This window comes from Streptomyces sp. TRD_SC_5, assembly GCF_056836825.1.
Genome location: NZ_JBWZZS010000001.1, coordinates 1,742,536 through 1,768,925, shown reverse-complemented (window position 1 = coordinate 1,768,925; position 26,390 = coordinate 1,742,536). Strand labels below are relative to the sequence as shown.

At 69.9% G+C, this 26,390-nt stretch carries 20 protein-coding genes; 11 read left to right on the top strand and 9 right to left on the bottom strand.

Features of this window, described 5'->3' with window-relative positions:
- Window positions 1-151: 151 nt before the first annotated feature.
- Complete coding sequence (ileS, locus tag AC1P0E_RS08135; protein WP_482741481.1) at window positions 152-3,289, bottom strand: isoleucine--tRNA ligase; 3,138 nt, start codon at window positions 3,287-3,289, stop codon at window positions 152-154.
- 568 nt (window positions 3,290-3,857) lie between these two features.
- On the opposite strand from ileS, the gene AC1P0E_RS08130 reads away from it, so the two are divergent.
- From AC1P0E_RS08130 to AC1P0E_RS08105, 6 genes are all read left to right on the top strand, one after another.
- Complete coding sequence (locus AC1P0E_RS08130) at window positions 3,858-4,607, top strand: TraR/DksA family transcriptional regulator (RefSeq protein ID WP_482741480.1); 750 nt, start codon at window positions 3,858-3,860, stop codon at window positions 4,605-4,607.
- Window positions 4,608-4,678: 71 nt separating this feature from the next.
- Entirely contained in the window at window positions 4,679-5,278 is a 600-nt protein-coding gene (gene lspA, locus AC1P0E_RS08125; protein ID WP_482741479.1) for a signal peptidase II, read from the top strand.
- Between the two features lie 17 nt (window positions 5,279-5,295).
- Window positions 5,296-6,237: an RluA family pseudouridine synthase gene (locus AC1P0E_RS08120; RefSeq protein WP_482741478.1), complete on the top strand. Its 942-nt coding sequence runs from the start codon at window positions 5,296-5,298 to the stop codon at window positions 6,235-6,237.
- A 10-nt stretch (window positions 6,238-6,247) separates the two neighbouring features.
- Window positions 6,248-6,733 carry a GNAT family N-acetyltransferase gene (locus AC1P0E_RS08115; protein ID WP_482741477.1) on the top strand — a complete coding sequence of 162 codons (486 nt, stop codon included), beginning with the start codon at window positions 6,248-6,250 and terminating at the stop codon, window positions 6,731-6,733.
- 168 nt (window positions 6,734-6,901) lie between these two features.
- Window positions 6,902-7,918: a glycoside hydrolase family 5 protein gene (locus tag AC1P0E_RS08110; RefSeq protein WP_482741476.1), complete on the top strand. Its 1,017-nt coding sequence runs from the start codon at window positions 6,902-6,904 to the stop codon at window positions 7,916-7,918.
- 53 nt (window positions 7,919-7,971) lie between these two features.
- Window positions 7,972-9,558 carry a Na+/H+ antiporter gene (locus AC1P0E_RS08105; RefSeq protein WP_482741475.1) on the top strand — a complete coding sequence of 529 codons (1,587 nt, stop codon included), beginning with the start codon at window positions 7,972-7,974 and terminating at the stop codon, window positions 9,556-9,558.
- Between the two features lie 9 nt (window positions 9,559-9,567).
- Here AC1P0E_RS08105 and AC1P0E_RS08100 read toward each other — a convergent pair whose 3' ends face one another.
- The gene (locus tag AC1P0E_RS08100; protein ID WP_482741474.1) at window positions 9,568-10,659 is read right to left on the bottom strand and encodes a mechanosensitive ion channel family protein; all 1,092 of its coding nucleotides are present in this window, start codon (window positions 10,657-10,659) and stop codon (window positions 9,568-9,570) included.
- A gap of 30 nt (window positions 10,660-10,689) precedes the next feature.
- On the opposite strand from AC1P0E_RS08100, the gene AC1P0E_RS08095 reads away from it, so the two are divergent.
- Window positions 10,690-11,259: a dienelactone hydrolase family protein gene (locus tag AC1P0E_RS08095; RefSeq protein WP_482741473.1), complete on the top strand. Its 570-nt coding sequence runs from the start codon at window positions 10,690-10,692 to the stop codon at window positions 11,257-11,259.
- A 4-nt stretch (window positions 11,260-11,263) separates the two neighbouring features.
- On the opposite strand, the gene AC1P0E_RS08090 is transcribed toward AC1P0E_RS08095, so the two are convergent.
- The 6 genes from AC1P0E_RS08090 to AC1P0E_RS08065 form a co-directional block, all read right to left on the bottom strand.
- Complete coding sequence (locus AC1P0E_RS08090) at window positions 11,264-12,826, bottom strand: serine/threonine-protein kinase (RefSeq protein WP_482741472.1); 1,563 nt, start codon at window positions 12,824-12,826, stop codon at window positions 11,264-11,266.
- Window positions 12,827-12,851: 25 nt separating this feature from the next.
- Complete coding sequence (locus tag AC1P0E_RS08085; RefSeq protein WP_482745688.1) at window positions 12,852-13,784, bottom strand: zinc metalloprotease; 933 nt, start codon at window positions 13,782-13,784, stop codon at window positions 12,852-12,854.
- 344 nt (window positions 13,785-14,128) lie between these two features.
- Window positions 14,129-15,769 carry an alkaline phosphatase D family protein gene (locus AC1P0E_RS08080; RefSeq protein WP_482741471.1) on the bottom strand — a complete coding sequence of 547 codons (1,641 nt, stop codon included), beginning with the start codon at window positions 15,767-15,769 and terminating at the stop codon, window positions 14,129-14,131.
- An 85-nt stretch (window positions 15,770-15,854) separates the two neighbouring features.
- Window positions 15,855-16,670 carry a DsbA family protein gene (locus AC1P0E_RS08075; protein WP_482741470.1) on the bottom strand — a complete coding sequence of 272 codons (816 nt, stop codon included), beginning with the start codon at window positions 16,668-16,670 and terminating at the stop codon, window positions 15,855-15,857.
- 44 nt (window positions 16,671-16,714) lie between these two features.
- Window positions 16,715-17,419 carry a hypothetical protein gene (locus AC1P0E_RS08070; protein ID WP_482741469.1) on the bottom strand — a complete coding sequence of 235 codons (705 nt, stop codon included), beginning with the start codon at window positions 17,417-17,419 and terminating at the stop codon, window positions 16,715-16,717.
- Window positions 17,420-17,476: 57 nt separating this feature from the next.
- A complete protein-coding gene (locus tag AC1P0E_RS08065) occupies window positions 17,477-18,805 on the bottom strand; it encodes a DUF2252 domain-containing protein (protein ID WP_482741468.1) in 1,329 nt (442 codons plus the stop codon).
- A gap of 168 nt (window positions 18,806-18,973) precedes the next feature.
- Between AC1P0E_RS08065 and dnaE the strand changes: the two genes are divergently transcribed.
- Entirely contained in the window at window positions 18,974-22,513 is a 3,540-nt protein-coding gene (dnaE, locus tag AC1P0E_RS08060; protein ID WP_482741467.1) for a DNA polymerase III subunit alpha, read from the top strand.
- A 96-nt stretch (window positions 22,514-22,609) separates the two neighbouring features.
- On the opposite strand, the gene AC1P0E_RS08055 is transcribed toward dnaE, so the two are convergent.
- Window positions 22,610-22,789 carry a hypothetical protein gene (locus AC1P0E_RS08055; RefSeq protein ID WP_482741466.1) on the bottom strand — a complete coding sequence of 60 codons (180 nt, stop codon included), beginning with the start codon at window positions 22,787-22,789 and terminating at the stop codon, window positions 22,610-22,612.
- A gap of 244 nt (window positions 22,790-23,033) precedes the next feature.
- On the opposite strand from AC1P0E_RS08055, the gene AC1P0E_RS08050 reads away from it, so the two are divergent.
- From AC1P0E_RS08050 to AC1P0E_RS08040, 3 genes are all read left to right on the top strand, one after another.
- Window positions 23,034-24,410 carry an NYN domain-containing protein gene (locus AC1P0E_RS08050; protein WP_482741465.1) on the top strand — a complete coding sequence of 459 codons (1,377 nt, stop codon included), beginning with the start codon at window positions 23,034-23,036 and terminating at the stop codon, window positions 24,408-24,410.
- Window positions 24,411-24,558: 148 nt separating this feature from the next.
- The gene (locus AC1P0E_RS08045; RefSeq protein ID WP_482745687.1) at window positions 24,559-25,539 is read left to right on the top strand and encodes an ABC transporter ATP-binding protein; all 981 of its coding nucleotides are present in this window, start codon (window positions 24,559-24,561) and stop codon (window positions 25,537-25,539) included.
- Window positions 25,536-26,387, top strand: a complete 852-nt coding sequence (locus tag AC1P0E_RS08040; RefSeq protein ID WP_482741464.1) for an ABC transporter permease — start codon at window positions 25,536-25,538, stop codon at window positions 26,385-26,387. Before AC1P0E_RS08045 ends, AC1P0E_RS08040 begins: the two co-directional genes overlap by 4 nt.
- The last annotated feature ends 3 nt before the right edge of the window (window positions 26,388-26,390 follow it).

The following is a 26,390-nucleotide window of genomic DNA, read 5'->3' as shown; positions in this document are numbered from 1 at the left end:
CGGGCTCTTTCCCCACCCCGCCCCTTCCCGAACTGGGGCGCCGCCCCAGACCCCGCTCCTCAAACGCCGGAGGGGCTGGAGAGTGCCGGGCAGGGGAACAAGCAAAGGCCCGGCCGACGAGGTCGGCCGGGCCCGGTTGCCGGGGTGGGCGTTACGCCTCGGTCTTGCGGAGGCGGAAGGTCAGGGACAGGCCCTCGTCCGTGAAGGGGGTGCCGTACGTGGCGTCCGCTTCCGCCTTGGTGAAGTCCAGGGCCAGAACCTCGTCCGCGATCAGGGCCGCGTGCTCGGACAGGGCCGCCGCCGTCTCCTCGGAGGTGGTGGTCCAGCGGACCGCGATGCGGTCGGCCACGTCCAGGCCGCTGTTCTTGCGCGCCTCCTGGATCAGACGGATCGCGTCACGGGCCAGGCCCGCCCGCCGCAGCTCCGGGGTGATCTCCAGGTCCAGGGCGACCGTCGCGCCCGAGTCGGAGGCGACCGACCAGCCCTCACGCGGCGTCTCGGTGATGATCACCTCGTCGGGCGAGAGGGAGACCGTCTCGCCGTCCACCGTGACCGTCGCCGTTCCCTCGCGCAGGGCCAGGGACAGCGCCGCCGCGTCCGCCTCCGCGACCGCCTTGGCCACCGCCTGCACGCCCTTGCCGAAGCGCTTGCCCAGGGCGCGGAAGTTCGCCTTGGCCGTCGTATCGACCAGGGAGCCGCCGACCTCCGAGAGAGACGCGAGCGAGGAGACGTTCAGCTCCTCGGTGATCTGGGCCTGGAGCTCGGGAGTCAGGGACTCGAAGCCCGAGGCCGCCACCAGGGCGCGCGAAAGCGGCTGGCGGGTCTTCACGCCCGACTCCGCCCGCGTCGCGCGGCCCAGCTCGACCAGGCGGCGTACCAGCGCCATCTGCCGGGAGAGCGTCGGGTCGATCGAGGGGAGGTCGGGCTCCGGCCAGGTCGAGAGGTGGACCGACTCCGGGGCGTCGGGGGTGACCGGGACGATCATGTCCTGCCAGACCCGCTCGGTGATGAACGGGGTCAGGGGGGCCATCAGGCGCGTGACCGTCTCCACCACGTCGTGCAGCGTGCGCAGCGCGGCCTTGTCGCCCTGCCAGAAGCGCCGGCGCGAGCGGCGTACGTACCAGTTCGAGAGGTCGTCCACGAACGCGGAGAGGAGCTTGCCCGCTCGCTGCGTGTCGTACGACTCCAGGCCCTGCGTGACCTGGTCCGTCAGCGCGTGGAGCTCCGACAGGAGCCAGCGGTCCAGCACCGGGCGGTCCGCCGGGGCCGGGTCGGCGGCGGACGGGGCCCAGTTCGACGTACGGGCATACAGGGCCTGGAAGGCGACCGTGTTCCAGTAGGTCAGGAGCGTCTTGCGCACCACCTCCTGGATCGTGCCGTGGCCCACCCGGCGCGCCGCCCACGGCGAGCCGCCCGCCGCCATGAACCAGCGCACTGCGTCCGCGCCGTGCTGGTCCATGAGCGGGATGGGCTGGAGGGTGTTGCCCAGATGCTTCGACATCTTCCGGCCGTCCTCGGCGAGGATGTGGCCCAGGCAGACGACGTTCTCGTACGACGACTTGTCGAAGACCAGGGTGCCGACCGCCATGAGCGTGTAGAACCAGCCGCGCGTCTGGTCGATCGCCTCCGAGATGAACTGCGCCGGGTAGCGCTTCTCGAACAGCTCCTTGTTCTGGTACGGGTAGCCCCACTGCGCGAACGGCATCGAGCCCGAGTCGTACCAGGCGTCGATGACCTCGGGGACGCGCGTCGCCGTCTGGCGACAGGTGGGGCACGGGAAGGTGACCGCGTCGATGTACGGGCGGTGCGGGTCCAGGTCCGACTGGTCGGTGCCCGTCAGGTCCGAGAGCTCGGCCAGCGAGCCCACGCACGTGAGGTGATCGTCCTCGCAGCGCCAGATGGGCAGCGGGGTGCCCCAGTAGCGGTTGCGGGACAGCGCCCAGTCGATGTTGTTGTTCAGCCAGTCGCCGAAGCGGCCCTGCTTCACCGAGTCCGGGAACCAGTTCGTCCGCTCGTTCTCGCGCAGCATCGCGTCCTTGACCGCGGTGGTCCTGATGTACCAGGACGGCTGTGCGTAGTAGAGCAGCGCCGTGTGGCAGCGCCAGCAGTGCGGGTAGCTGTGCTCGTACGGGGTGTGGCGGAAGAGCAGGCCGCGGGTGTCGAGGTCGGCGGTGAGAGCCTCGTCGGCCTTCTTGAAGAACTGGCCGCCGACGAGGGCGAGGCCGGGGGCGAATGTGCCGTCCGGGAGGACCGGGTTCACCACCGGGAGGCCGTACGCCCGGCAGGTCTTGAGGTCGTCCTCACCGAAGGCCGGAGCCTGGTGGACCAAGCCCGTGCCGTCCTCCGTGGTGACGTAGTCGGCGTTCACCACGAAGTGGGCCGGCTTTTCGAACTCCACCAGGGCGAAGGGGCGCTCGTACGTCCAGCGCTCCATCTCCGCGCCGGTGAAGGTGGGGCCGGTCGCCTCCCAGCCCTCGCCGAGGGACTTCTCCAGGAGCGGCTGGGCCACTACCAGCTTCTCCTCGCCGTTCGTGGCCACCACGTATGTGACGTCGGGGTGGGCCGCCACCGCCGTGTTGGAGACGAGGGTCCAGGGCGTCGTCGTCCAGATCAGCAGCGACGCCTCGCCCGCGAGCGGTCCCGAGGTGAGGGGGAAACGGACGAAGACCGAAGGGTCCACGACCGTCTCGTAGCCCTGTGCCAGCTCGTGGTCGGACAGGCCCGTGCCGCAGCGGGGGCACCAGGGGGCGACGCGGTGGTCCTGGACCAGCAGGTCCTTGTTGAAGATCTCCTTCAGGGACCACCAGACCGACTGGACGTACGACGGGTCCATGGTGCGGTACGCGTTGTCGAGGTCCGTCCAGTAACCCATGCGGGTCGTGAGCTCGGCGAAGGCGTCGGTATGGCGGGTCACCGACTCGCGGCACTTCGCGTTGAACTCCGCGATGCCGTACTTCTCGATGTCCTTCTTGCCGTTGAAGCCCAGTTCCTTCTCGACGGCGAGCTCGACCGGCAGGCCGTGGCAGTCCCAGCCGGCCTTGCGGGCGACGTGGTAGCCGCGCATCGTGCGAAAGCGCGGGAAGACGTCCTTGAAGACGCGGGCCTCGATGTGGTGCGCGCCCGGCATGCCGTTGGCGGTGGGCGGACCCTCGTAGAACACCCACTCGGGGCGCCCCTCGGACTGTTCGAGACTCTTCGAGAAGACCTTGTTCTCGCGCCAGAAATCGAGCACGGCGTGCTCGAGCGCGGGCAGGTCGACCTGGGCGGGCACCTGGCGGTACAGCGACATCGATTCCTCCGGCGGACTGTGACTTCCGTCGGAGGGACGAGAGCGCTGATCTGCTCCCGCGGTACCACCCTCCTTGGCCCCGGGCGGCGCCCGTGACCCCCTCATTGGGGCAGCGATGCCGGTTCTACTTGCTTTGCGCCCGTGGGCGGAGCCCACTGTCCAAAGCTTTCTTCCGGCGGCTCAGGGGTGATGCTTCACGCCGGGCTCGCCGCCGGGCTCACACCGTCCCCGGATCGCTCTTGGCTGCGTACGACGCTACTCGTCCCCTTCGAGGCCTTTCGCTGCGCCCAGTGTACGGGCCGGGGGGCCGGACGGCCGCCCGGTTTTCGCGCGGCGCCGGAGCGTACGCCGATAACCCGAATGGCCATACGCCGTCCTGCGGACTCCGCCCGCGCCCCCCGGAGCGGATTACCGGGCGGAGAGCTGGGCACAACCGATGCAGGCTCATCGCGTACGGCGCGCGGTAGGGCCGAACCGGCGGCGTGCCCCGTTGCCGCGGGGCTGGGGTCGACTTATCGTCCCAGCACGATGCGCGAGCAAGATCACAATATGTGAAGGGGCCGCGGCCATGGTGGCTAAGAAGACCGCCGCACGGAGCGCAGACGGGACCGGCACGGCGGAGAACGACCCCGTCGCGGAGCAGGCCGCTGCCGAGAAGACCGCCGCGAAGAAGACCGCTGCCAAGAAGACCGCCGCGAAGAAGACCGCTGCGAAGAAGGCCGCACCGGCCAAGAAGGCACCTGCCGAGAAGGCGGCTGCGAAGAGGGCCGTTCCCGCGGCCAAGGGGGCGGCCCAGGCCGCGGAAGAGACAGGAGCCAAGACGGTGGTTGCGAAAAAGACCGCAGGCAGGACCACGGCCGCCAAGAAGGCGGTCCCGGCGACGGCGGTACCCAAGTCCCGCACGGTCGCCCCGGCCGCCCCCGACGAGCTCGCGGTCAGGCCGGGGGAGAACCCCTGGACCCCGGAAGAGGTCGCCGAGGCGCGGGCCGAGCTGGAGAAGGAGGTGTCCGGTCTGAGGGCGGAGATCATCGCGTCGGAGGAGGCGGTGACCGGGCTGATGCGGGACTCCGGGGACGGCGCGGGCGACGACCAGGCCGACACCGGCACCAAGAACATCTCCAGGGAGTACGAGCTGGCGCTGGCGGCCAGCGCCCGCGAGCGCCTGGAACAGACCGAGCGGGCCCTGGAGCGGCTGGACGCCGGGACGTACGGGCTCTGCGAGGTCTGCGGCAAGCCGATCGGCAAGGCGCGCATGCAGGCCTTCCCGCGCGCCACGCTGTGCGTGGAGGACAAGCAGAAGCAGGAGCGCCGCTACTGACACCACAAGTTTGTCCGTACGTGTGTGCCGTACCCTCATCCTCAGTCAGGCACCTAGGTTGAGGGACTCACGTGGCAGAGGCGGAGCGCATCATCGGTACGCCGGATACCCCTGATGAGGTCGGGGGAAGCGAGCCGGAGGAGATCTCCGATGCGGCGGCCCCCGACGAGCAGCCGGCGGGCAGGGGCAAGCGGAGGATCGCTGTGCTGTTCAGCGTGGCCCTCGTGGCGTACGTGCTCGATCTGAGCAGCAAGATGCTCGTGGTGGCCAAGCTGGAACACCATGAGCCGATCGAGGTCATCGGTGATCTGCTGAGGTTCGAGGCGATCAGGAACGCGGGCGCCGCGTTCGGTATCGGCGAGGCCTTCACCGTCCTCTTCACGGCCATCGCGGCCTCCGTGATCGTGGTGATCGCCCGGCTCGCGCGCAAGCTCTACAGCCTGCCCTGGGCCATCGCTCTCGGGCTGCTGCTCGGCGGCGCGCTCGGCAATCTCACCGACCGCATCTTCCGCTCGCCCGGGGTCTTCAAGGGCGCCGTGGTGGACTTCATCGCTCCGGCGAACTTCGCGGTCTTCAACCTCGCGGACTCGGCGATCGTGTGCGGCGGCATCCTGATTGTGATCCTGTCGTTCCGGGGGCTGGACCCCGACGGGACCGTTCACAAGGACTGACAAGGCATACTCGACGGGTGAGTACCATTCCCGAGTTCCGCACCCTGCCCGTTCCCGATGGCCTTGAGGGCGAGCGCGTCGACGCCGCCATTTCCCGGATGTTCGGGTTCTCCCGTACGAAGGCGGCCGAGCTTGCCGCCGCCGGGAAGGTTCAGGTCGACGGGTCGGTGGTCGGGAAGTCCGAGCGGGTCCGGGGCGGCGCCTGGCTCGAGGTGGAGATGCCGCAGGCCGCAGCGCCCGTACAGATCGTCGCCGAGCCCGTCGAGGGCATGGAGATCGTGCACGACGACGACGACATCGTCGTCATAGACAAGCCGGTCGGCGTCGCCGCCCACCCCAGCCCCGGCTGGACCGGCACCACCGTGATCGGCGGCCTCGCCGCCGCCGGGTACCGCATCTCGACCTCGGGCGCCGCCGAGCGCCAGGGCATCGTGCACCGCCTCGACGTCGGTACGTCGGGCCTCATGGTCGTGGCCAAGTCGGAGCGGGCGTACACGCTGCTCAAGGCGCAGTTCCGGGACCGGGTCGTCGTGAAGAAGTACCACGCGCTGGTCCAGGGCCACCCGGACCCGATGAGCGGCACCATCGACGCCCCGATCGGGCGCCACCCCAACCACGACTACAAGTGGGCCGTGACGGCCGAGGGCAAGCCCTCCGTCACGCACTACGACCTGATCGAGGCCTTCAGGGCCGCGTCGCTCCTCGACATCAAGCTGGAGACGGGGCGTACGCACCAGATCCGCGTGCACATGTCCGCGCACCGCCACCCCTGCGTGGGCGACCTGACATACGGCGCCGACCCGACGCTGGGCAAGCGGCTCGGCCTGACGCGGCAGTGGCTGCACGCGATGCGGCTCGGCTTCGAACATCCGTCGGACGGTCAGTGGGTCGAGTTCGAGAGCTCGTACCCGGCTGACCTGCAGAAGGCGCTGGACGTGATCCGCGCCGAGAGCGAGTGACGCGCGGCCGATGAGTACGCCTTCTTCGTCCTCTTCGCCGTACGACGTCCGGATCGCCGAGGGGCCCGCCGACATGGAGGCCTGTTTCGCCGTCCGCAAGCAGGTGTTCGTCGTCGAGCAGCGGGTGCCCGCCGACATCGAGTACGACGCGTACGACGCCGACGCGGTGCACGTCCTGGCCGTGACCGGTGAGGGAGTGCCGCTGGGTACGGGACGGCTGCTGTACGGCGCCGCCGCGGCCGGCAGGACCGGCGGGGACGCGACGGTCGGCTCGCTCGGCCGGCTGGCCGTCAGCCGCGAGGCGCGCGGGCTCGGCGTCGGGGCGGCGCTGGTGCGGGCGATCGAGGACGCGGCCAGGGAGCGCGGTCTGAGCGCGGTGGACCTGCACGCGCAGACGCACGCGCTCGGCTTCTACGAGCGTCTCGGGTACGTGGTGTACGGGCCGGAATTCCCGGATGCGGGGATTCCGCACCAGGCGATGAGGCGCGGGTTGTAGTCGCAGCTCAGCGGCGCCCATGGGGTCACAGCTCAATGCTGTGGCCCCATTTTGTGGGCCGGGTAACTGTTAGGAAAGTTTCCCAACACTCTTGACGCTAACTGGAAACAACCCTAACTTTCTCGCGAACTCCCGTACCGGAACCCCCACCCGAAGGGAGCACCACCCATGCGCAAACCCCTGCTCTTCGCCTCGGCGCTCGGAGTTGTGATCGCACTCCAGTCGCCTGTCAGCGCCACCCCCACCGCCCCCACTCCCTCCCCCTCCCTCTCTGCCGTCTCCGCCAACGGACAGCTCAAGGTCTGCGGCCGCCAGCTCTGCAACGAGCAGGGCCGGGCCGTCCAGCTGCGCGGCATGAGCACCCACGGCACCCAGTGGTACGCCCAGTGCGTCACCGACGGATCGCTCGACGCCCTCGCCGGTGACTGGCGCGCCGACGTCCTGCGCGTCTCGACGTACGTCCAGGAGGGCGGCTACGAGACCGACCCGCAGCGCTTCACCGCCCTCGCCCAGAAGTTCGTCGACGGGGCCCACCGGCGCGGGATGTACGCCGTGATCGACTGGCACATGCTCGACCCGGGCGACCCGGACTTCAACTTCTCGCGCGCCAAGACCTTCTTCACCGCGATGGCGAAGAAGTACAAGGACAACCCCGGCGTTCTCTACGAGATAGCCAACGAGCCGTCAGGCACGAGCTGGTCGAAGATCAAGTCGTACGCCGAGAAGATCATCCCGGTCATCAGGGCACAGGACCCGGACGCCGTGGTCCTGGTCGGCACGCGCGCGTGGTCGTCGTTCGGGGTCTCGGAGGGCGCTGACGAGCAGGAGGTCGTCCGAAACCCCGTGAACTCGTCCAACATCATGTACACCTTCCACTTCTACGCCGCCTCGCACCGGGGGGAGTACCTGGACGCCCTCGACCGGGCTTCCGACCGGCTCCCCGTGTTCGTCACCGAGTTCGGGACGCAGAACTACGCCGGCGAGGGCGCCAACGACTTCGCCCAGTCCCAGCGCTTCCTCGACCTGATGAAGCGCAAGAAGATCTCCTGGACCAACTGGAACTACTCCGACGACAACCGTTCCGGAGCCGTCTTCAAGACCGGCACCTGCGACGGCGACACGTGGGCGGGAACCGGTGTGCTGAAGGAAGCCGGCGTCTGGATCCGACAGCGGATCCGCGAGTAGTGGCACCCTTGGGGTCTTGATCATCGAGACTCCGAACCGCCGGATGGTGCACCGTGGATCAATTGGCCCTGCTGTTCCTGCTGTTGCTGGGGGCCGTCGTCACGGTGCCGCTGGGGGAGCGCCTCGGGCTGCCGGCGCCGGTACTGATGACGGTCGCCGGGATCGTACTGGCGCTGCTGCCGTTCGTACCGAACGTCGAGGTCCCGCCCGAGTACATCCTGCCGCTGGTCCTGCCGCCCCTGCTGTACGCCGCCGTACAGCGCACCTCCTGGCGGCAGTTCACCGCGAACATCAGACCCATCCTGCTGCTCGCGGTGGCGCTCGTCTTCGTGACGACGGCCGCGGTGGCCGCGGTCGCCAACGCCGTCGTCCCGGGGCTGCCGCTCGCCGCCGCCATCGCGCTCGGCGCGCTCGTCGCCCCGCCGGACCCGGTCGCGGCCACCGCCGTGGCCGGGTCGCTGGGGCTCCCGCGGCGGCTCGTGTCGATCCTGGAGGGCGAGGGGCTGTTCAACGACGTGACGGCCATCGTGCTCTACCACGTGGCGATCGCGGCGGCGGTGAGCGGGACGTTCTCCTGGCCGGTCGCGGTCGGGGAGCTCTTCCTCTCCGCGCTCGTCGCCGTCGTCGTCGGGTTCGGGCTCGGCTGGGTCACCGACAAACTGATGGGTTTCCTCGGCGACGCGACCCTGCAGATCAGCCTGACGCTGCTGGCGCCCTTCGTCGCGTACGTGCTGGCGGAGGAGTTCAAGGGGTCCGGCGTGCTCGCCGTGCTCGTCATCGCGCTGTATCTCGCGGAGCAGGCCGTCGACGCCGACGACGTACTCGGCCGCCTCGCCGGACAGACCTTCTGGCAGATCGTCGACACCCTGGTCACCGGTATCGCCTTCGGCCTGATCGGTCTCGAGCTGCACAACGTCTTCGGTACGGCCGAGGACCGCCTCGGCGAGATGCTCGGCTGGGGCGCAGCGATCGTCGGAGTCGTCGTCGGCGTACGGCTGGTGTGGCTGCTGCCCGCCACCTGGCTGGCCAAGCGGCTGCACACGCTCCGCGACTACGACGAGGACATTCCCGTCAGCTGGCGCGAGACGGTCGTCATGTGGTGGTCGGGGATGCGGGGGGTGGCGTCCGTCGCGCTGGCGCTGGCCATTCCGCTCAGGACGGACGACGGCTCGCCCTTCCCGGCGCGGGACGAGATCGTGTTCATCGCCTTCTCCGTCATCATGGCCACCCTCCTCGTCCAGGGACTCACGCTGCCGTGGCTGGTACGGAAGCTCGGCGTACGCGCGGACACCGGAGCGGAGCGCGAACTCGAACGCGATCTGGCGGTACGGGCCGCCAAGGCCGCCAAGCGCAGGCTCAAGGAGATCCAGGATGTCGAGGACCTGCCTGACGACGTCGTGGACCGGCTGCACCGCGGCGTGGTCGACATCGGAATCAGGATCAGCCCCGAGATCGTGGACGACGAGCGGCGCGAGGCGTTCGCGCAGCGCGCCCAGCGGGTCAAGTCGGTGCAACGGATCCAGCGCGAGATGATGTCGGCCGCCCGGCGCGAGGTGCTGTCGGCCCGGAGCGAACCCGGCGTCGATCCCGAGGTGGTGGACCGGGTGCTGCACCATCTGGACGTGCGAAGCCTCAAGTAGCGGTCCGCGCTACCCGCGTCCGGTGCGCGGCTCTTCGTCGGGCACCGGCGGCTTGCCGTTCGGGGGCCGGTCCGCCGGGGCGGTCGCTATGCGCGGGAGCGCGTAGGAGTGCTTCTCGGCCAGCCAGGCGATCAGCTGCTCGCGCACGGTGCACCGGACCGTCCACACGTCGTCCGCGTCCTTGGCCGTGACGACCGCCCGTACCACCATGGTGTTCGGCGTCGTGTCGGTGACCGCCAGACTCCAGTCGCGGCCGTCCCAGGCCTTGGTCGTGCCAAGGATCTCCTGGAGCTTCTCCCGCATCAGGTCCACCGGCGCGCTGTGGTCGAGGTGGAGGAAGACCGTGCCGGTCATCTGGGCGCCGCCGCGCGACCAGTTCTCGAACGGCTTGCTGGTGAAGTACGACACCGGCATGGTGATCCGCCGCTCGTCCCAGGTCCGTACGGCCAGGAAGGTCAGCGTGACCTCCTCCACCACACCCCACTCGCCGTCCACGACCACCGTGTCCCCTATGCGCACCATGTCGCCGAAGGCGATCTGGAAGCCGGCGAAGAGGTTGCCGAGGGTCGACTGGGCCGCCACACCGGCGACGATGCCGATGATTCCCGCCGAGGCGAGCATCGACGTACCGATCGTCCGCATGCCGGGGAAGGTCATCAGCATCGCGCCGGCCGCCACCACCGCCACGACCGCGGTCACGATCCGCATGATCAGCGTGACCTGGGTACGGACGCGCCGTACCCGGGCCGGATCACGCGTCGTGGACGCGTAGCGGGCGTACGACGACTCCACGACGGCGGAGGCGATCCTTATCACCAGCCACGCGCCGGCGCCGATCAGCACCAGGGAGAGCGTCTGGCCGATTCCTGCCCGGTGGTCCTGCACGATCCCGAGAGCGGTCGTCTCGTACGCCCCTCTGAGGACGGCGGCGAGGATCAGGACCTGAAGCGGCACACGGCAGCGGCGCAGCAGGCCCCACAGCGGGGTCTCGTGGTGGCGGGCATCGGTCCGGCGCAGCAGAAGGTCGGCGGCCCAGCCGACGACCAGCGTGAGCACGACCGAGCCACCAATGACGATCAACGGACGCAGTACGTTCTCCATGACTCCGACGCTCAGTGGGAGGATGACGGGATGGACATCATGCTTTTCCACTCCGTCTACGGTCTGCGCCCGGCGGTGCACGCCGCAGCAGAGCGGCTGCGTGCCGCCGGGCACCAGGTGCACGTGCCCGACCTCTTCGAAGGGCAAACCGCCGAGACCGTGGAGGCCGGTATGGCGATCAAGGACGGCATCGGCCGGGACGAGCTCCTGCGCCGCGCCGTTCTCGCCGCCGCCCCGCACTCCGAGAGCGGTCTGGTGTACGCCGGTCTCTCCTTCGGCGGGTCCGTGGCACAGAACCTCGCGCTCGGCGACGAGAAGGCCCGTGGCCTGCTGCTTCTGCACGGAACGTCGGACATCGCGGACGACGCCACAGGGCACGATCTGCCCGTACAGCTGCATGTCGCGGACCCGGATCCCTTCGAGTCCGACGACTGGCTGAACGCCTGGTATCTGCGGATGCGGCGGATCGGTGCGGACGTGGAGATTTATCGCTATCCGGGAGCCGGGCACATCTACACCGACCCTGACCTGGCGGACTACGACGCCGATGCCGCCGCACAGACGTGGAAGGTCGCGGCCGGGTTCCTGGCGACGCTCTAGCTCCCTACGGGCGGGTGCAGCGACCTGTCGGGGCGCCCGCCGGCGGGCGGCACAGGTAGGCCAGGTCGGCGGAACGGTCGCTCACCCAGCGGCCGACGCACTGGTCGGGAGTCGTACGGCCGCGTTCGGCGCAGAAGGACAGCGCCGCGCGACCGTCGGCGAACGGGCCCGGGGCGTAGATCACCCAGTAGCCGGACCGGAACGAGCGGAAGTCGTCACTCCGCAGCACCTGGGCCTCCGGCACCTGCTGACGGACGGCGGCGAGGCGGCGTTCGAGTGCGGCGCGGCCGGCGGACAGCGGCTCCGAGTGGAGCTGCGCGACCCAGCTGTCGGCCACGGCCGGCTGTCGCGGCGACGAGGACTTCGTGGCCGGAGTGGACGGGGTGGCGGACGGGGGCGGCGTGGGCGGGGACGTCGTCCGGTTCCCGGTGGCCGTCGGGGTCGCGCTCGCCGTGGCCGTGGGGGTGCTGCCGCCCCCTCCGGCCGTCGTGTCCGGTTTCGCCTCCGGCTTCAGCACGGCGTACGCCCCCGCCCCCAGCAGCGCCAGGGCGACGACCGCTGCCGCGGCGGCCAGCGGCGCCCGGCCGCGGTGCGGTCGCGTGGTCACCGTCGCGGGCACGCTCCCCGGGCCGACGGTCGGCAGCGCGTGCGGCGTCGGCGGCGGCCCGACGGGCCGCGGTGTGTCGATCCGGGTGGGCGACGGTGGTACGGGCATCGGAGGCGGCGCCGGAAAGTGTCCCGCCTCCGCGGCCGCCAGCAGCGCGTCGAGCCGGTCGGCGGACGGGCGCGCGGCCGGGTCCCGTACCAGCAGCTCCGCCAGCACGGGACCGAGCGGCCCGGCCTGCCGGGGCGGCGGAACGGGATCGTCGAGTACGGCGGCCAGCGTGGCGAGGGTGCTGCCGCGGCGCATGGGGCTCACGCCCTCCACACAGACGTACAGCGTCATGCCCAGCGACCAGAAGTCGGACGCCGGGATGTCCGCCGCCCCGCGGATGCGCTCCGGCGCCATGTACTCGGGGGAGCCGATCACCTCGCCGGTCATGGTCAGGGACACCGATCCCTGGACGGCGGCGATGCCGAAGTCGGTGAGCACCGCCCGGCCGTCGGCCCGCAGCAGGACGTTGGCGGGTTTCACGTCCCGGTGGTGGATTCCGGCGACGTGGGCGGCGCGCAGGGCGGCGAGGACCTCGCGGCCGGTGCGCGCCGCCTCCTGGGGCGGCAAGGGGCCCTGCTCCAGGCGGTGCTGAAGGGTGCGGCCCGGCAGGAGCTCCATCACGAGCCAGGGGTGCGGCTCCTGGTCGATGATGTGATGGATCATCACCACGTGGGGGTGGTTGATCCTGGCCAGCGCTCTGGCCTCGCGCATCACCCGCTCCCGCAGGACGCGCGACGCCTCGGCGTCACCCGCCGACGCGGGGCCGGAGGACAGGACTTCCTTCAGGGCGACCTCACGGTGGAGGACGGCGTCGCGGGCACGCCACACCGTGCCCATGCCCCCGCTGCCGAGCCGCTCCAGCAGCTCGAACCGCCCGTCGACGATGTCCCCGATGTCCCCCGGCCCGCTCATGGCGTCAGGGTAGGGGACCCCTGGGTCAGCCCGCGCGGTAGGCGGTCCAGTTGTCCGTCATCCGCGCGGTCTGGCCGGCGGTGAACTGGTACATGCAGTTGTCGTACGTGTAGTCCATGAAGTTGTGGACCGGGTCGACGCCGGTCTTGTTGGCGCAGGAGTCGCGGCCGGTCGGGCACTGGTACGCGGCGCTCTTCTCGGCCGGGGTGTCGGTGACGTAGTCGCCGTTGCCGTTACAGCCGCCCTGGAAGGTGTGGTAGAGCCCCAGCCAGTGGCCGACCTCGTGGGTGGCGGTGTCGCCCTCGTTGTAGTTGGCGGCGCTGCCGCCGGGGAGCGAGGTGTCGAGGACGACGACGCCGTCCATCGTCGGGTTGGAGTTGTACGAGCTCGGGAAGGTCGCCCAGCCGAGCAGGCCGCCGCTGAGGTTGGCGGTGTAGAAGTTGAGCGCGCCCGCGCCGCCCTTGCGCAGGGCTGCCTTCATCTGCTTCTCGGCGGTCGAACCGGACGCCAGGTTGTACCAGGAGGCGTTGTCCGTGTAGTCCGTGGCGGCCAGCGTGAACTGGAAGTTGGAGTTCACGTTGCCGGTGCCCTGGCCGCCGAACGCCGAATTGAGGACCGCCATCTGGTTGTTGATGTCGGTCGTCGTCAGCTTGCCGGTGGTACCGCTGTGCACGACGTGGAAGTACACGGGGATGTTCGTCACGGCGGTGGCGGAGAAGTCCCTGGCGGCGCCGCCCGACGTGCGCAGCTTGTCGAGTCTCTTGCGCAGGTCCGCGTCCATGGCCTTGGCCTTGGCCTCGGTCACCTCGTTGGGCTCATGGGCGTGCGGGTCGCCGGTCGGGCGCGCCTCACGGGCGGTGCTCGTGGAGGTCTCCTCGACGCACTTCTCGGCGGGCGCCTTGGCCACGGCGATGCCGGCGGGTGCGGAGAGGGTGGACAGGGCCAGGGTTCCGGCCATCACTGCCGTACCGATGAACCGTCTGCGCAGAAGGGGGGATATACGAGCAAGAGCACGCACGTTGACTCCTCGCGGGGGTGGGCGAGGGTGGGTTCCTCGCCGCTGCCCGGAGGTTATGTGTGCATGTCAGATCTCCATGAGAAGCGATCAAGCCCAATCAATCCTCAGATCAATTGGGGCATCGGGACGAAAACTTTCAGCCTGGTCCAGACTTTGAGATGCCGAGGTAAGGCCTGGGGCTACCGCGGCGGGTGGTGTGTCCGCATTCGGATGGCGGATTTACACCACCCGCCTCCTGGCGTGATCTGCTCGTAACAGGCCGCGTGGTGGCTGAAAATCGCCTGTCAGCGGACCGGCTGGTTCACCCGTTCGACCTTCTGCGTTCCGCTGAGCGTGCGGTACGAGCGCGCCCACCGCGCGGTCGCGTCCTGCCGCGTCTTGTCGGAGACGACGAAGTAGTCCATCTGCGAGCGCTCGCTCGTCACGTCGAGAACGCCGTAGCCGTGCGAGTCCATGTCCAGCCACTTCACATGGCGGTTGGCGGCCTTGACCGCGGTGGCCGCGACCAGCGAGACGGTCTGCGGCGCGACGTGCAGGATGTCGTCGAGGTTGTCCGAGGACACCGACGTGACCACGAACTCGGTCGCCGCCGACGGCGAGAGCGGATACGTCGCCGCCCTGACCGGCACATCGTTGGCCCAGGCCATGTGGATGTCACCGGTCAGGAAGACCGTGTTTCTGATCGCCCGGTCCCTCAGGTGCGTGATCAGCTCCTTGCGGTCGTCGGTGTAGCCGTCCCACTGGTCGACATTGACCGCGAGGCCCTCCTTGGGCAGACCGAGCAACTCGGCCAGCGGCTCCAGCAGATGGGCCGGCACGGACCCGAAGGCCACCGGCGAGATCATCACCGACGTACCGACCAGCTTCCAGGCGGCGTCGGAGGAGGCGAGCCCCGACTTGAGCCAGTCCAGCTGGGCGCGGCCCGTGAGCGTGCGCTCCGGGTCGTCGACCGAGCCGCTGCCGATCGCCGCCTGCTGCGAGCGGAACGATCTCAGGTCGAGCAGGTGCAGATCGGCCAGCTTGCCGAAGCGCAGCCGGCGGTAGACGGTGCCCTCGGTGGAGGCGCGGACCGGCATCCACTCGAAGTACGCCTGCTTGGCGGCGGCCACGCGGGCGGACCACTCGCCCTCCGCGCCAGGCGTGTGGTTCTGCGCGCCGCCCGACCAGGCGTCGTTGGCGACCTCGTGGTCGTCCCAGATCGCTATGACCGGGTGCGTGGCGTGCAGGGCCTGGAGGTCGGCGTCGGTCTTGTACTTGCCGTGGCGGGTGCGGTAGTCGGCGAGCGTGAGGATCTCGTGGGCGGGTTCGTGCTGCCGTACGACGTACGGAGGTGTGGGGTAGCCGCCGGTCGCGTACTCGTAGAGGTAGTCGCCGAGGTGGAGCACCGCGTCCAGGTCGGTGCGGGCGGCGAGATGCCGGTACGCCGAGAAGTAACCCGACTCCCAGTTGGCGCAGGAGACCACGCCGAAGCGCACACCGGGCGTGGCGGCGTCGGCGGCGGGAGCGGTACGCGTGCGGGCGGTGGGGGACACGACATCGCCCACGGTGAAGCGGAAGTAATAGGCGGTCGCCGCGGCCAAGCCCCTTACGTCGGCCTTGACGGTGTGGTCGGTGGCCGCGCTCGCGGTCGTCGTGCCGCGGGCGACGGTCTTCGAGAATCCCCTGTCCTCGGCGACCTCCCACGTCACCGCCACATCGGGCCCCTTGCCGGAGCCGGGCAGGGCGTCGGGGGAGGGGGTTATCCGGGTCCACAACAGGACGCCGTCGGGCAGCGGGTCGCCGGAAGCGACTCCATGGAGGAATTCGGGTCCCTGCACGGCGGCGGCAGCGCGCGCACCGGACATGACGGGGACGGCGACAGCGGTGGCGGCAGCGGCCTTGAGAGCCGTACGGCGGCTGGGAGATGAAGCGAATCGACTGGTCACGGCCGTACATTACTGAGCAGTACGGCTCAAGGGTGGGCAAACGCAAGAACGTTCGCCCACCCTCGGGTGAAGTGCCGTGTGTCCGCTACCCCTTGAGAGCCTTCTCGATGGCGGTCTTGAACTCCGCCGGCGTCATGGGCGGGTTCTTGCCGTCCGACCCGGTGACCGTCTTGCCGTCCATCTTGAGCGCCGGGGTGCCCTTCACGTCGCTGGCGTCGAAGACGGCCGACATCTTCAGCGCCCAGGCGTCGAAGGTGCCGTCCTGCACGTTCTGCTGGAACTTCTTGTTGTCCTTGAGGGCGTCCACCTCGTCGGCCACCTTGATCAGGTAGTCGTCCTCGGCGAACTTGTCGTCCTGCTCCTCCGGGTGGTTCTTCTGCGAGTACAGCGCGCCCTTGTACTCCAGGAACGCCTCCGGGCCGACGTCGAGCGCGGCGCCCAGCGCGCTGAGCGCGTTGCGCGAGCCCTCGCCGGGGATGGTCCGGTCGATGAAGGTCGCGCCGATGTACTTGACCTTGTACTTGCCGGCCTCGACGTCCTCCTCGATCGTCTCGCCGTTCGCCTGCTCGAAGGTCGCGCAGACGGGACAGCGCGAGTCCTCGTACAGCTCCAGCGTCTTCTTGGCGTCCTTCTTGCCGACGACGACGGTCGTGCCGTCCTTGCCCTCGGTGTTCGCGGGAGCGGTGACCTGCTTCTCGTTCTTGGCGGCCTCCCAGGCGGACGGCTGGTTCGCCTGCATGACGCCGTATCCGACGCCGCCGGCGACCGCGAGGACGCCGACTATCGAAAGGGCGACGATCAGCTGCCGGCGGGTCCTGTCCTTCTTGGCCTGGCGTTCGCGCTCGGCGCGCAGCCGCTCGCGGGCCGCTGCCTTGTTGGCCTGGTTGTTGCGTGCGCTCATGGTGGTGTTCTCCGTACGGGACTGGGGGAGTGGGGTTGCTGGGCTCAGGCGAAAACGCATGCCGAGCGCGGCGGACCCCTGCGGCCCACGGAGTGCACGAACAGACGGCCGCGAGAAGCGGTACGGACCCGGCGGGCCGGCCGCACCGTGCGGCGTACGGGCAGATGTGCCGCGCCCGTCGCGGCGGCCGCGATCAGCAGCGGCCGGAAGGTGAACGCGGCCACGGTCCGTACCAGGCCCGCGAGCGCCGCCTCACCGCGCCGCAGCCAGGCCGCGGCGAGCAGCCCGACCGCGACATGGGCGGCGAGCAGCACCCAGGGGAGTGCGGGAGCGGGGGAGCTGAGGAGAGCGGCGGCGCTCTCCTGGGTGCCCGTGGCCCGTACGAGCGGGGCGCCGAGCCCGCTCTCGGCCCCGCCACTGCCGCCGCACAGCACGTCGAACCCGACCGAGCGCAGGGAGCCGGCGACCGGCCCGCCCGCCGGCCCGTAACAGAGATGCTGTCCGGTGGTGAAGACGGTGTCGGCGGCCAGCTCCAGCGGTACGAGCAGACCGGCGATGGCGCCGAAGCCGCGCTCCCGCCCCGCCAGGGCGTACGCGACGGCGAACACGGCGGCCGCGATCCCCGCGACCACGGGCAGCGGCAGCGGGACCCGGGACAGGAGCACGTGGGACGCGGTGGAGAGAGTGACGACGAGCGCGGTGAAAACCGCCGCACGCACCGCCCTCAGCTGCGTCCCTGATACGTCCATAGAACGTGAGTTTGCCACGGCTTCCTGTAAGGGAGCCCTAAAGCCGTGGCCGCCCGCCTATCCGAGGCCGGGGATCCGGCCATTGCGGAACAGGTCCACGAAGATCTGGTGGTCGGCCCGCGCCCGCGCCCCGTAGGAGTGCGCGAAGTCCACGAGCAGGTCCTCGAAGCTGTCCTCGTCGCCCGCGATCGCCGCGTCGATCGCCCGCTCCGTGGAGAACGGCACCAGCGAGTGGCCGCTCTCGTCGTCCGCCGCCGAGTGCATGGTGGCCGTCGCCCGGCCGAGGTCGGCGACGACCGCCGCGATCTCGTCGAGGTCGTCTATGTCCGACCAGTCCAGGTCCACGGCGTACGGCGAGACCTCCGCGACCAGCTGCCCCGAGCCGTCCAGCTCGGTCCAGCCCAGCCACGGGTCCGCGTGCGCCTGCAGGGCGCGCTGCGAGATCACCGTGCGGTGGCCCTCGTGCTGGAAGTACTCGCGGACGGTGCCGTCGGTGATGTGCCGGGAGACCGCCGGGGTCTGCGCCTGCTTCATGTAGATCACGACGTCGTTCTCCAGCGCGTCGCTGTTGCCTTCGAGCAGGATGTTGTACGACGGCAGGCCGGCGGACCCGATCCCGATGCCGCGCCGCCCCACCACGTCCTTCACGCGGTAGGAGTCGGGCCGGGTCAGGCTGGACTCGGGCAGCGTCTCCAGATAGCCGTCGAAGGCCGCCAGGACCTTGTAGCGGGTGGCGGCGTCGAGGTCGATGGAGCCGCCGCCGGGCGCGAAGCGGCGCTCGAAGTCGCGGATCTCGGTCATCGAGTCGAGCAGCCCGAAGCGGGTCAGCGAACGGGCCGAGCGCAGCGCGCCCAGCAACGGGCCCTCGGCCGTGTCCAGCGTGAAGGGCGGCACCTCGTCGTTCTTCGCGCCGGTCGCCAGGGCGTGGATGCGCTCGCGGTAGGAGGCGGCGTACGTCCGCACCAGCTCGGTGATCTGCTCGTCGCTCAGCGCCTTGGTGTAGCCGATGAGCGCGACGGAGGCGGCGAAGCGCTTGAGGTCCCAGGTGAAGGGGCCGACGTACGCCTCGTCGAAGTCGTTGACGTTGAAGATCAGCCGGCCCTGGGAGTCCATGTACGTGCCGAAATTCTCGGCGTGCAGATCGCCGTGGATCCACACCCGCCCGGTCCGCTCGTCCAGGTACGGCCCGGCGTTCTGCTCGCGTTCCAGGTCGGCGTAGAACAGGCCGGCCGTGCCCCGGTAGAAGGCGAAGGAGGAGGCGGCCATCTTGCGGAATTTCACCCGGAAGGCGGCCGGGTCGGCGGCCAGGAGCCTGCCGAACGCGGTCTCGAAGACGGCGAGGATCTGCTCGCCGCGCTGAGTTGCGTCTGTCTGCTGGACCGACATCGCCGGTGGCCTCCTGGTGCATGACGTACATGGCAAATGGGACAGGTGATTCCCTGTGTCCAACGCCCGACCGTACTCGTGAGTGCCCCCTCGTTGTCAGTCGGCCGACGTAGACTTCCGAGCTGTCCCCCCAACCCGTCACCGACCGTTTTGCCGGAGGCCTTCGCCGTGACCAAGCCGCCCTTTACGCACCTTCACGTACACACCCAGTACTCGCTGCTGGACGGTGCCGCGCGGCTCAAGGACATGTTCGAGGCCTGCAACGAGATGGGCATGTCGCACATCGCGATGACCGACCACGGCAACCTGCACGGGGCGTACGACTTCTTCCATTCGGCGAAGAAGGCGGGGGTGACGCCGATCATCGGAATCGAGGCGTACGTCGCGCCCGAGTCGCGGCGCAACAAGCGGCGCATCCAGTGGGGCCAGCCGCATCAGAAGCGCGACGACGTGTCCGGTTCGGGTGGTTATACGCACAAGACGATCTGGGCGGCGAACAAGACCGGCCTGCACAACCTCTTCCGGCTGTCCTCCGACGCGTACGCCGAGGGCTGGCTGACGAAGTGGCCGCGCATGGACAAGGAGACCATCTCCCAGTGGTCCGAGGGCCTGATCGCCTCCACCGGGTGCCCGTCCGGCGAGGTCCAGACCCGGCTGCGGCTCGGGCAGTTCGACGAGGCGGTCCAGGCCGCGTCCGACTACAAGGACATCTTCGGCGAGGGCCGGTACTTCCTGGAGCTGATGGACCACGGCATCGAGATCGAGCGCCGGGTCCGTGAGGGGCTGCTGGAGATCGGCAAGAAGCTGAACATCCCGCCGCTGGTCACCAACGACTCGCACTACACCTACGCGGGCGAGGCGACGGCGCACGACGCGCTCCTGTGCATCCAGACCGGCAAGAACCTCTCGGACCCGGACCGCTTCCGCTTCGACGGCACCGGCTACTACCTGAAGTCGACCGACGAGATGTACGCCGTCGACTCCTCCGACGCCTGGCAGGAAGGCTGCGCCAACACGCTCCTGGTCGCGCAGCAGATCGACACGGAGGGCTGGTTCAAGGAGCGGAACCTGATGCCCAAGTTCGACGTGCCCGAGGGCTTCACCGAGGTGACGTGGTTCCGCGAGGAGACTATGCGCGGCATGGCCCGCCGCTTCCCGAACGGCATCCCGGACGACCGGCTCAAGCAGGTCGAGTACGAGATGGGCATCATCATCGACATGGGCTTCCCGGGGTACTTCCTCGTGGTCGCCGACTTCATCATGTGGGCGAAGAACAACGGCATCGCGGTCGGCCCCGGCCGAGGCTCCGCGGCCGGTTCGATCGTCGCGTACGCCATGGGCATCACCGACCTCGACCCGATCGAGCACGGCCTGATCTTCGAGCGGTTCCTCAACCCCGAGCGCATCTCGATGCCCGATGTCGACATCGACTTCGACGAGCGCAGGCGCGGTGAGGTGATCAGGTACGTCACCGAGAAGTACGGCGCCGACAAGGTCGCCATGATCGGTACGTACGGCAAGATCAAGGCCAAGAACGCGATCAAGGACTCCGCGCGCGTCCTCGGCTACCCGTACGCGATGGGCGACCGGCTCACCAAGGCCATGCCCGCCGACGTCCTCGGCAAGGGCATCGACCTCAACGGCATCACCGACCCGAAGCACCCGCGCTACAGCGAGGCGGGCGAGATCCGGGGGATGTACGAGAACGAGCCGGACGTGAAGAAGGTCATCGACACGGCGAAGGGTGTCGAGGGCCTGGTCCGGCAGATGGGCGTGCACGCGGCTGGCGTGATCATGTCCAGCGAGACGATCACCGACCACGTCCCCGTCTGGGTGCGGCACTCCGACAACGTCACGATCACGCAGTGGGACTACCCGAGCTGTGAGTCGCTCGGCCTGCTGAAGATGGACTTCCTCGGCCTGCGCAACCTGACGATCATGGACGACGCCGTCAAGATGGTGAAGTCCAACAAGGCCATCGACCTGGAGCTGCTCAGCCTCCCGCTGGACGACCCCAAGACGTACGAGCTGCTGTGCCGCGGTGACACGCTCGGCGTGTTCCAGTTCGACGGCGGCCCGATGCGGTCCCTGCTGCGGCTGATGAAGCCCGACAACTTCGAGGACATTTCCGCCGTCTCGGCCCTCTACCGGCCGGGCCCGATGGGCATGAACTCGCACACGAACTACGCGCTGCGCAAGAACGGCCAGCAGGAGATCACGCCGATCCACCCGGAGCTGGAGGAGCCTCTCAAGGAGGTCCTCGGCCTCACCCACGGCCTGATCGTGTACCAGGAGCAGGTGCAGAAGGCCGCGCAGATCATCGCGGGCTACTCGCTCGGCGAGGCCGACATCCTGCGCCGCGTCATGGGCAAGAAGAAGCCCGACGAGCTGCAGAAGAACTTCGTGCTCTTCCAGGCCGGCGCGAAGAAGAAGGGGTACTCCGACGCGGCGATCCAGGCGCTGTGGGACGTACTGGTCCCCTTCGCCGGCTACGCGTTCAACAAGGCGCACTCCTCGGCGTACGGACTGGTCACCTACTGGACGGCGTACCTCAAGGCGAACTACCCCGCCGAGTACATGGCGGCGCTGCTGACCTCGGTCAAGGACGACAAGGACAAGTCGGCCGTCTATCTGAACGAGTGCCGGCGCATGGGCATCAAGGTGCTCCCGCCGAACGTGAACGAGTCGCAGTCGAACTTCGCCGCGCAGGGCGACGACGTGATCCTGTTCGGCCTGACCGCCATCCGTAACGTCGGCCAGAACGTCGTGGACTCGATCATCAGGTGCCGCAAGGCGAAGGGGAAGTACAGCACCTTCCCCGACTTCCTGGACAAGGTCGAGGCGGTCGTCTGCAACAAGCGGACCGTCGAATCCCTCATCAAGGCCGGTGCCTTCGACGAGATGGGCCACACCCGCAAGGGCCTCGTCGCGCACCACGAGCCGATGATCGACAACGTGGTGCAGGTCAAGCGCAAGGAGGCGGAGGGGCAGTTCGACCTCTTCGGCGGCATGGGCGAGGAGGAGAGCGACGAGCCGGGCTTCGGGCTCGACGTGGAGTTCTCCGACATCGAGTGGGAGAAGTCCTACCTGCTCGCGCAGGAGCGGGAGATGCTCGGGCTGTACGTGTCCGACCACCCGCTCTTCGGCATCGAGCACGTACTGAGCGACAAGGCCGACGCCGCGATCTCCCAGCTCACCGGCGGTGAGCACTCCGACGGCGCGATCGTCACCATCGGCGGCATCATCTCGGGCCTCCAGCGCAAGATGACCAAGCAGGGCAACGCCTGGGCGATCGCGACCGTCGAGGACCTGGCCGGCTCCATCGAGTGCATGTTCTTCCCGGCGACGTACCAGCTCGTGTCGACCCAGCTCGTCGAGGACACGGTGGTCTTCGTCAAGGGCCGGCTCGACAAGCGCGAGGACGTTCCGCGGCTCGTCGCGATGGAGCTGATGGTGCCGGACGTGTCGTCGGCGGGGACGAACGCGCCGGTGGTCCTCACCATCCCGACGGTGAAGGTGACGCCGCCGATGGTGACCAAGCTCGGCGAGATCCTCAAGCACCACCGGGGCAACACGGAGGTCCGGATCAAGCTCCAGGGGGCCCGCAAGACGACGGTGCTGCGGCTCGACCGGCACCGCGTGCAGCCGGACCCGGCGCTGTTCGGCGACTTGAAGGTGCTGCTCGGCCCGTCCTGCCTGGCGGGCTGAGTCACGTACTGAGAAGGGGCACACCCGTCGTCACGGGTGTGCCCCTTCCGCATTGTGTACTCGCGACGTGCTTACGCCGGTACTCGCGCGGCGTGATCAGTTGTGGCCGAAGCGCCGCTGGTGCTTACGGGCAACATCGGCAGGGCTGCCCTGAGCGTGCGTCTGCGGCTGGGCGTGGGACTCGAAGGCACTGTCCTTGGCCTGCTCGGTTCCACGCGCCACCGAGGACGCGCGGTCCTGTGGAGCGCCCTGCTTGCGATTCTTGTTCTTGGCCATGGTGTTGCCTCCTGTGGGGGTTCTGGGGGCCAGGGCCGGGACCAGATTCACACAGGACGACAAACCGCGCATTTTGGATCATTACCGTGCGTAATTGGGGCTGCTGCGAAGCAACTTCGGCATCCGCCACGCCGATGATCGAGTTCCGGCCGTTAACCCTCACGCAGTCGGGCAGACTCGAAGAAAGCCCGAAGCACTCCCGAACTGCCGAAGCACCTTTCGATCCCGAGGTTCCCGAAAGAGGGTGGAACGCGTGGACCGCTGCGTCGTCCTGGTGGACGCCGGCTATTTGCTGGGCGCCGCCGCGAGCCTGCTCGCCGGGGAACCGGCCCGCTCCCGAATCTCCGTGGATCACGCGGCCCTCATCCAGGGCCTGCGAGAACGGGCCGAAGCGGATACGCAGCAGCCGCTGCTTCGCATCTACTGGTTCGACGGCGCGCCCGACCGCGTTCCGCAGCCCGAGCACCGGCGGCTGCGGGTCATGCCGCGCGTGACGGTCAGGCTCGGCGCACTGACCCGGAGCGACGGGCGGTGGGCTCAGAAGGGCGTCGACGCGGCGATGCACGCGGAGCTGACCGAGCTCGCCAGAAATCGCGCCTGCTCGGACATCGTGCTCGTGACCGGGGACGGCGATCTGCTGCCGGGGCTGATGTCCGCCAAGGAACACGGCGTAGCGGTGCACCTGTGGGCCGTGCAGGCCGCCGACGGGGACTACAACCAGTCCGAGGACCTGGTCGCCGAGGCCGACGAGCGGCGCGTCCTGGACCGGGCCTGGATCACCAAGGCCGTACGGGCCAAGGACCTCACCGGGATCTGCGCGCCGCCGCCGGTACCGCGGCCGGAAATCGCCGCGATTCTGTCGGCTCCACTGCCGGAGTCGGCGCTCGCGGCTTCGGCGGAGCGGGCGGAACGGGCCGAGCGGGCGGCGCGGGCGCAGGCGCAGGCGGCGGCCGGGGACGCGGCGGCGGGTACGGCCGTACGGAACGGCGCCGCGAGGGAGGCGGATCCGGCGGCGGCCCCGCCGGCTGCCGCGTCCACCGCTGCCGCGAACGGGTCCGAGGAGCCGCATCCGGCACACGGCGCCCGGGGCGTGCCGACGCCGAAGGACCTTGCCGGGCTGCGCGGTCCCGGCGCGCAGGCGGCGCAGCACCCGCATCCGAACGGGGCCGGGGCGACGGGCGCGGCTGCCGGGGCGACGCTGCGGTGGTCGTCCGACAAGGGCTGGGCGGAGCGGCCCGGCAACGGCAGCCCGCTCGGCGAGCCGGCCGAGACGGCCTCGCTGCCGACACTGGCGCAGCTGACGAGCGCGGAGCAGCGCTGGGCGGACCGTGAGGAAGACATCACCACGGTCGGCGGCGACCCCTTCGAGGTCGGCCAGGTCTTCGCCCGGCGGTGGATGGAACGGCTCCCGGACCCCGGCCACACCCAGAAGCTCTCCACGATGTATCCGAGGATCCCGCACCGGATCGACGGCGAACTGCTGCGCTACGCGGCACGGTTCGGCCTGCTGGCACACAAGGACGACCAGATCGACGAGCACGACCGGTACGCGATCAGGGCGGGCTTCTGGCGCGAGATCGACGTACGGGCGGCGGCGGAGCACGCGACGGCGGGGGAGTAGGGGCTGCGGGCGGGCGCCCCGCGGGGCTCTTCCCCACCCCGCGCAGCGGGACCCCGCACCGCCCCGGGGACCGCGACCGGCCCGGAACCCCGTAGGCTCGTCCCTCGTGAGTACGGGCACAGCGCAGGCGGGACGCAGTACGGCAGTCGTGTGTGCCGTGCGGGACCTGGTCAAGACGTATCCCGCCGCCCGGGGCCGCCGCGGAGTGCCCGCGACGCCGGCCGTGCGGGCCACCGACGGGATCTCCCTCGACGTACACCGCGGTGAGATCTTCGGGCTGCTCGGACCCAACGGCGCCGGGAAGTCCACCCTCGTACGCCAGCTCACCGGACTCATGCGGCCGGACTCCGGCAGCGTCGAACTGCTGGGGCACGATCTCGTCCGGCATCCCGAGCGCGCCTCGCGGCTCGTCGCGTATCTCGGGCAGGAGTCGACCGCGCTCGACGAACTGACCGTTTCGCTCGCCGCCGAGACGACCGGACGACTGCGCGGGCTCAGCGCGAAGGCCGCACGGGCCGAGCGGGACGACGTACTCGAAGAGCTCGGTCTTGGCGGGATCGCCGGCCGGCCGCTCAAGAAACTGTCCGGGGGACAGCGGCGGCTCGCCTGTTTCGCCGCCGTGCTGGTGGGCGAGCGGCCCGTGCTCGTACTGGACGAACCGACCACCGGCATGGACCCCGTCGCGCGCCGCGCGGTGTGGGCGGCCGTCGACCGGCGGCGGGCGGAGAACGGTGCGACCGTGCTGCTCGTTACGCACAATGTCATCGAGGCCGAGACGGTGCTGGACCGCGTCGCCGTGCTGGAGGGCGGCCGGGTGATCGCGTGCGACAGCCCCGCCGGGCTCAAGTCGCGTGTCGCCGGTGAGGTGCGGCTCGACCTCGTGTGGCGGGAGCGGGCACCGCTGGACGTGCCCGAGGTCGCCGCGCTGCGCGAGTCCGCGCAGGAGTCCGGGCGGCGCTGGGTGCTGCGGCTGGCTCCCGACGAGGCGCGCGCGGCCGTCGCGGCCGTGACCGGGGGCAGGGCGTTCGCGGCGCTCGACGACTTCACGCTGGCGACGCCGAGCCTCGAAGACGTCTACCTGGCGCTCGGCGGAAGCACGAACGGTACGAAGGGGCTGGTCAAGGCGTGAGTGTCGTGCCTGCGGAGGCGAAGGCGGAGACCGGCTCCGTGCGGATCGGGGTGGCGAGGGACACGGCTCCGGCCGGTGTGACCGGCGACGTGCCCGCGCCGCTCGCCCCTCGCGCGCGGCTGTTGCCGTCGCTCGCCGCCGTCTACCGGGCCCAGTTGTCCCGGGCGCGGGTGGCGCGCATCCCGCTGCTCTTCGTGGCGACGTTCCAGTCCGTCGGGATCATGGTCCTGATGCGCGGGGTCGTCGACGGGGGCGACGAGGCGCGGGCGGTCGTCGCCGGGTCGAGCGTGCTTGTCGTTGCCTTTGTCGCCCTGAATCTCCTCGCCCAGTACTTCGGGCAGCTGCGGGCCAGCGGCGGCCTCGACCACTACGCCACGCTGCCGGTGCCGCCGGCCGCCGTGGTGCTGGGGGCGGCCGCCGCGTACGCCTCCTTCACCGTGCCCGGCACGGCCGTCACGGCCGTCGTGGGCTGCGTGCTCTTCCAGCTGCCGCTCACGCATCTGTGGATCCTGGCGGCCGTCGTCCCGCTCGCGGGAGCCGCGCTCGCCGGTCTCGGCGCGGCGCTCGGGCTGCTCGCGCCGCGCCAGGAACTCGCGACGCTGCTCGGGCAGCTGGGCATGTCGGCGGCGCTGCTGCTCGGGGTGCTGCCGGCCGAACGGCTGCCCGTACCCATCTCGTACGCCCGGGACCTGCTGCCTTCGACGTACGGCGTCGAGGCCTTCGCGCGGACGTTCGACGCCCATCCGGACTGGCCCGCCGTGGCGCTCGACCTGGCGGTGTGTGCGGCGGTCGGAGTCGTGTCGCTGGCGGTCGCGACGTGGGCGTACCGGCGGGCAGCGGTCCGGTGAGGC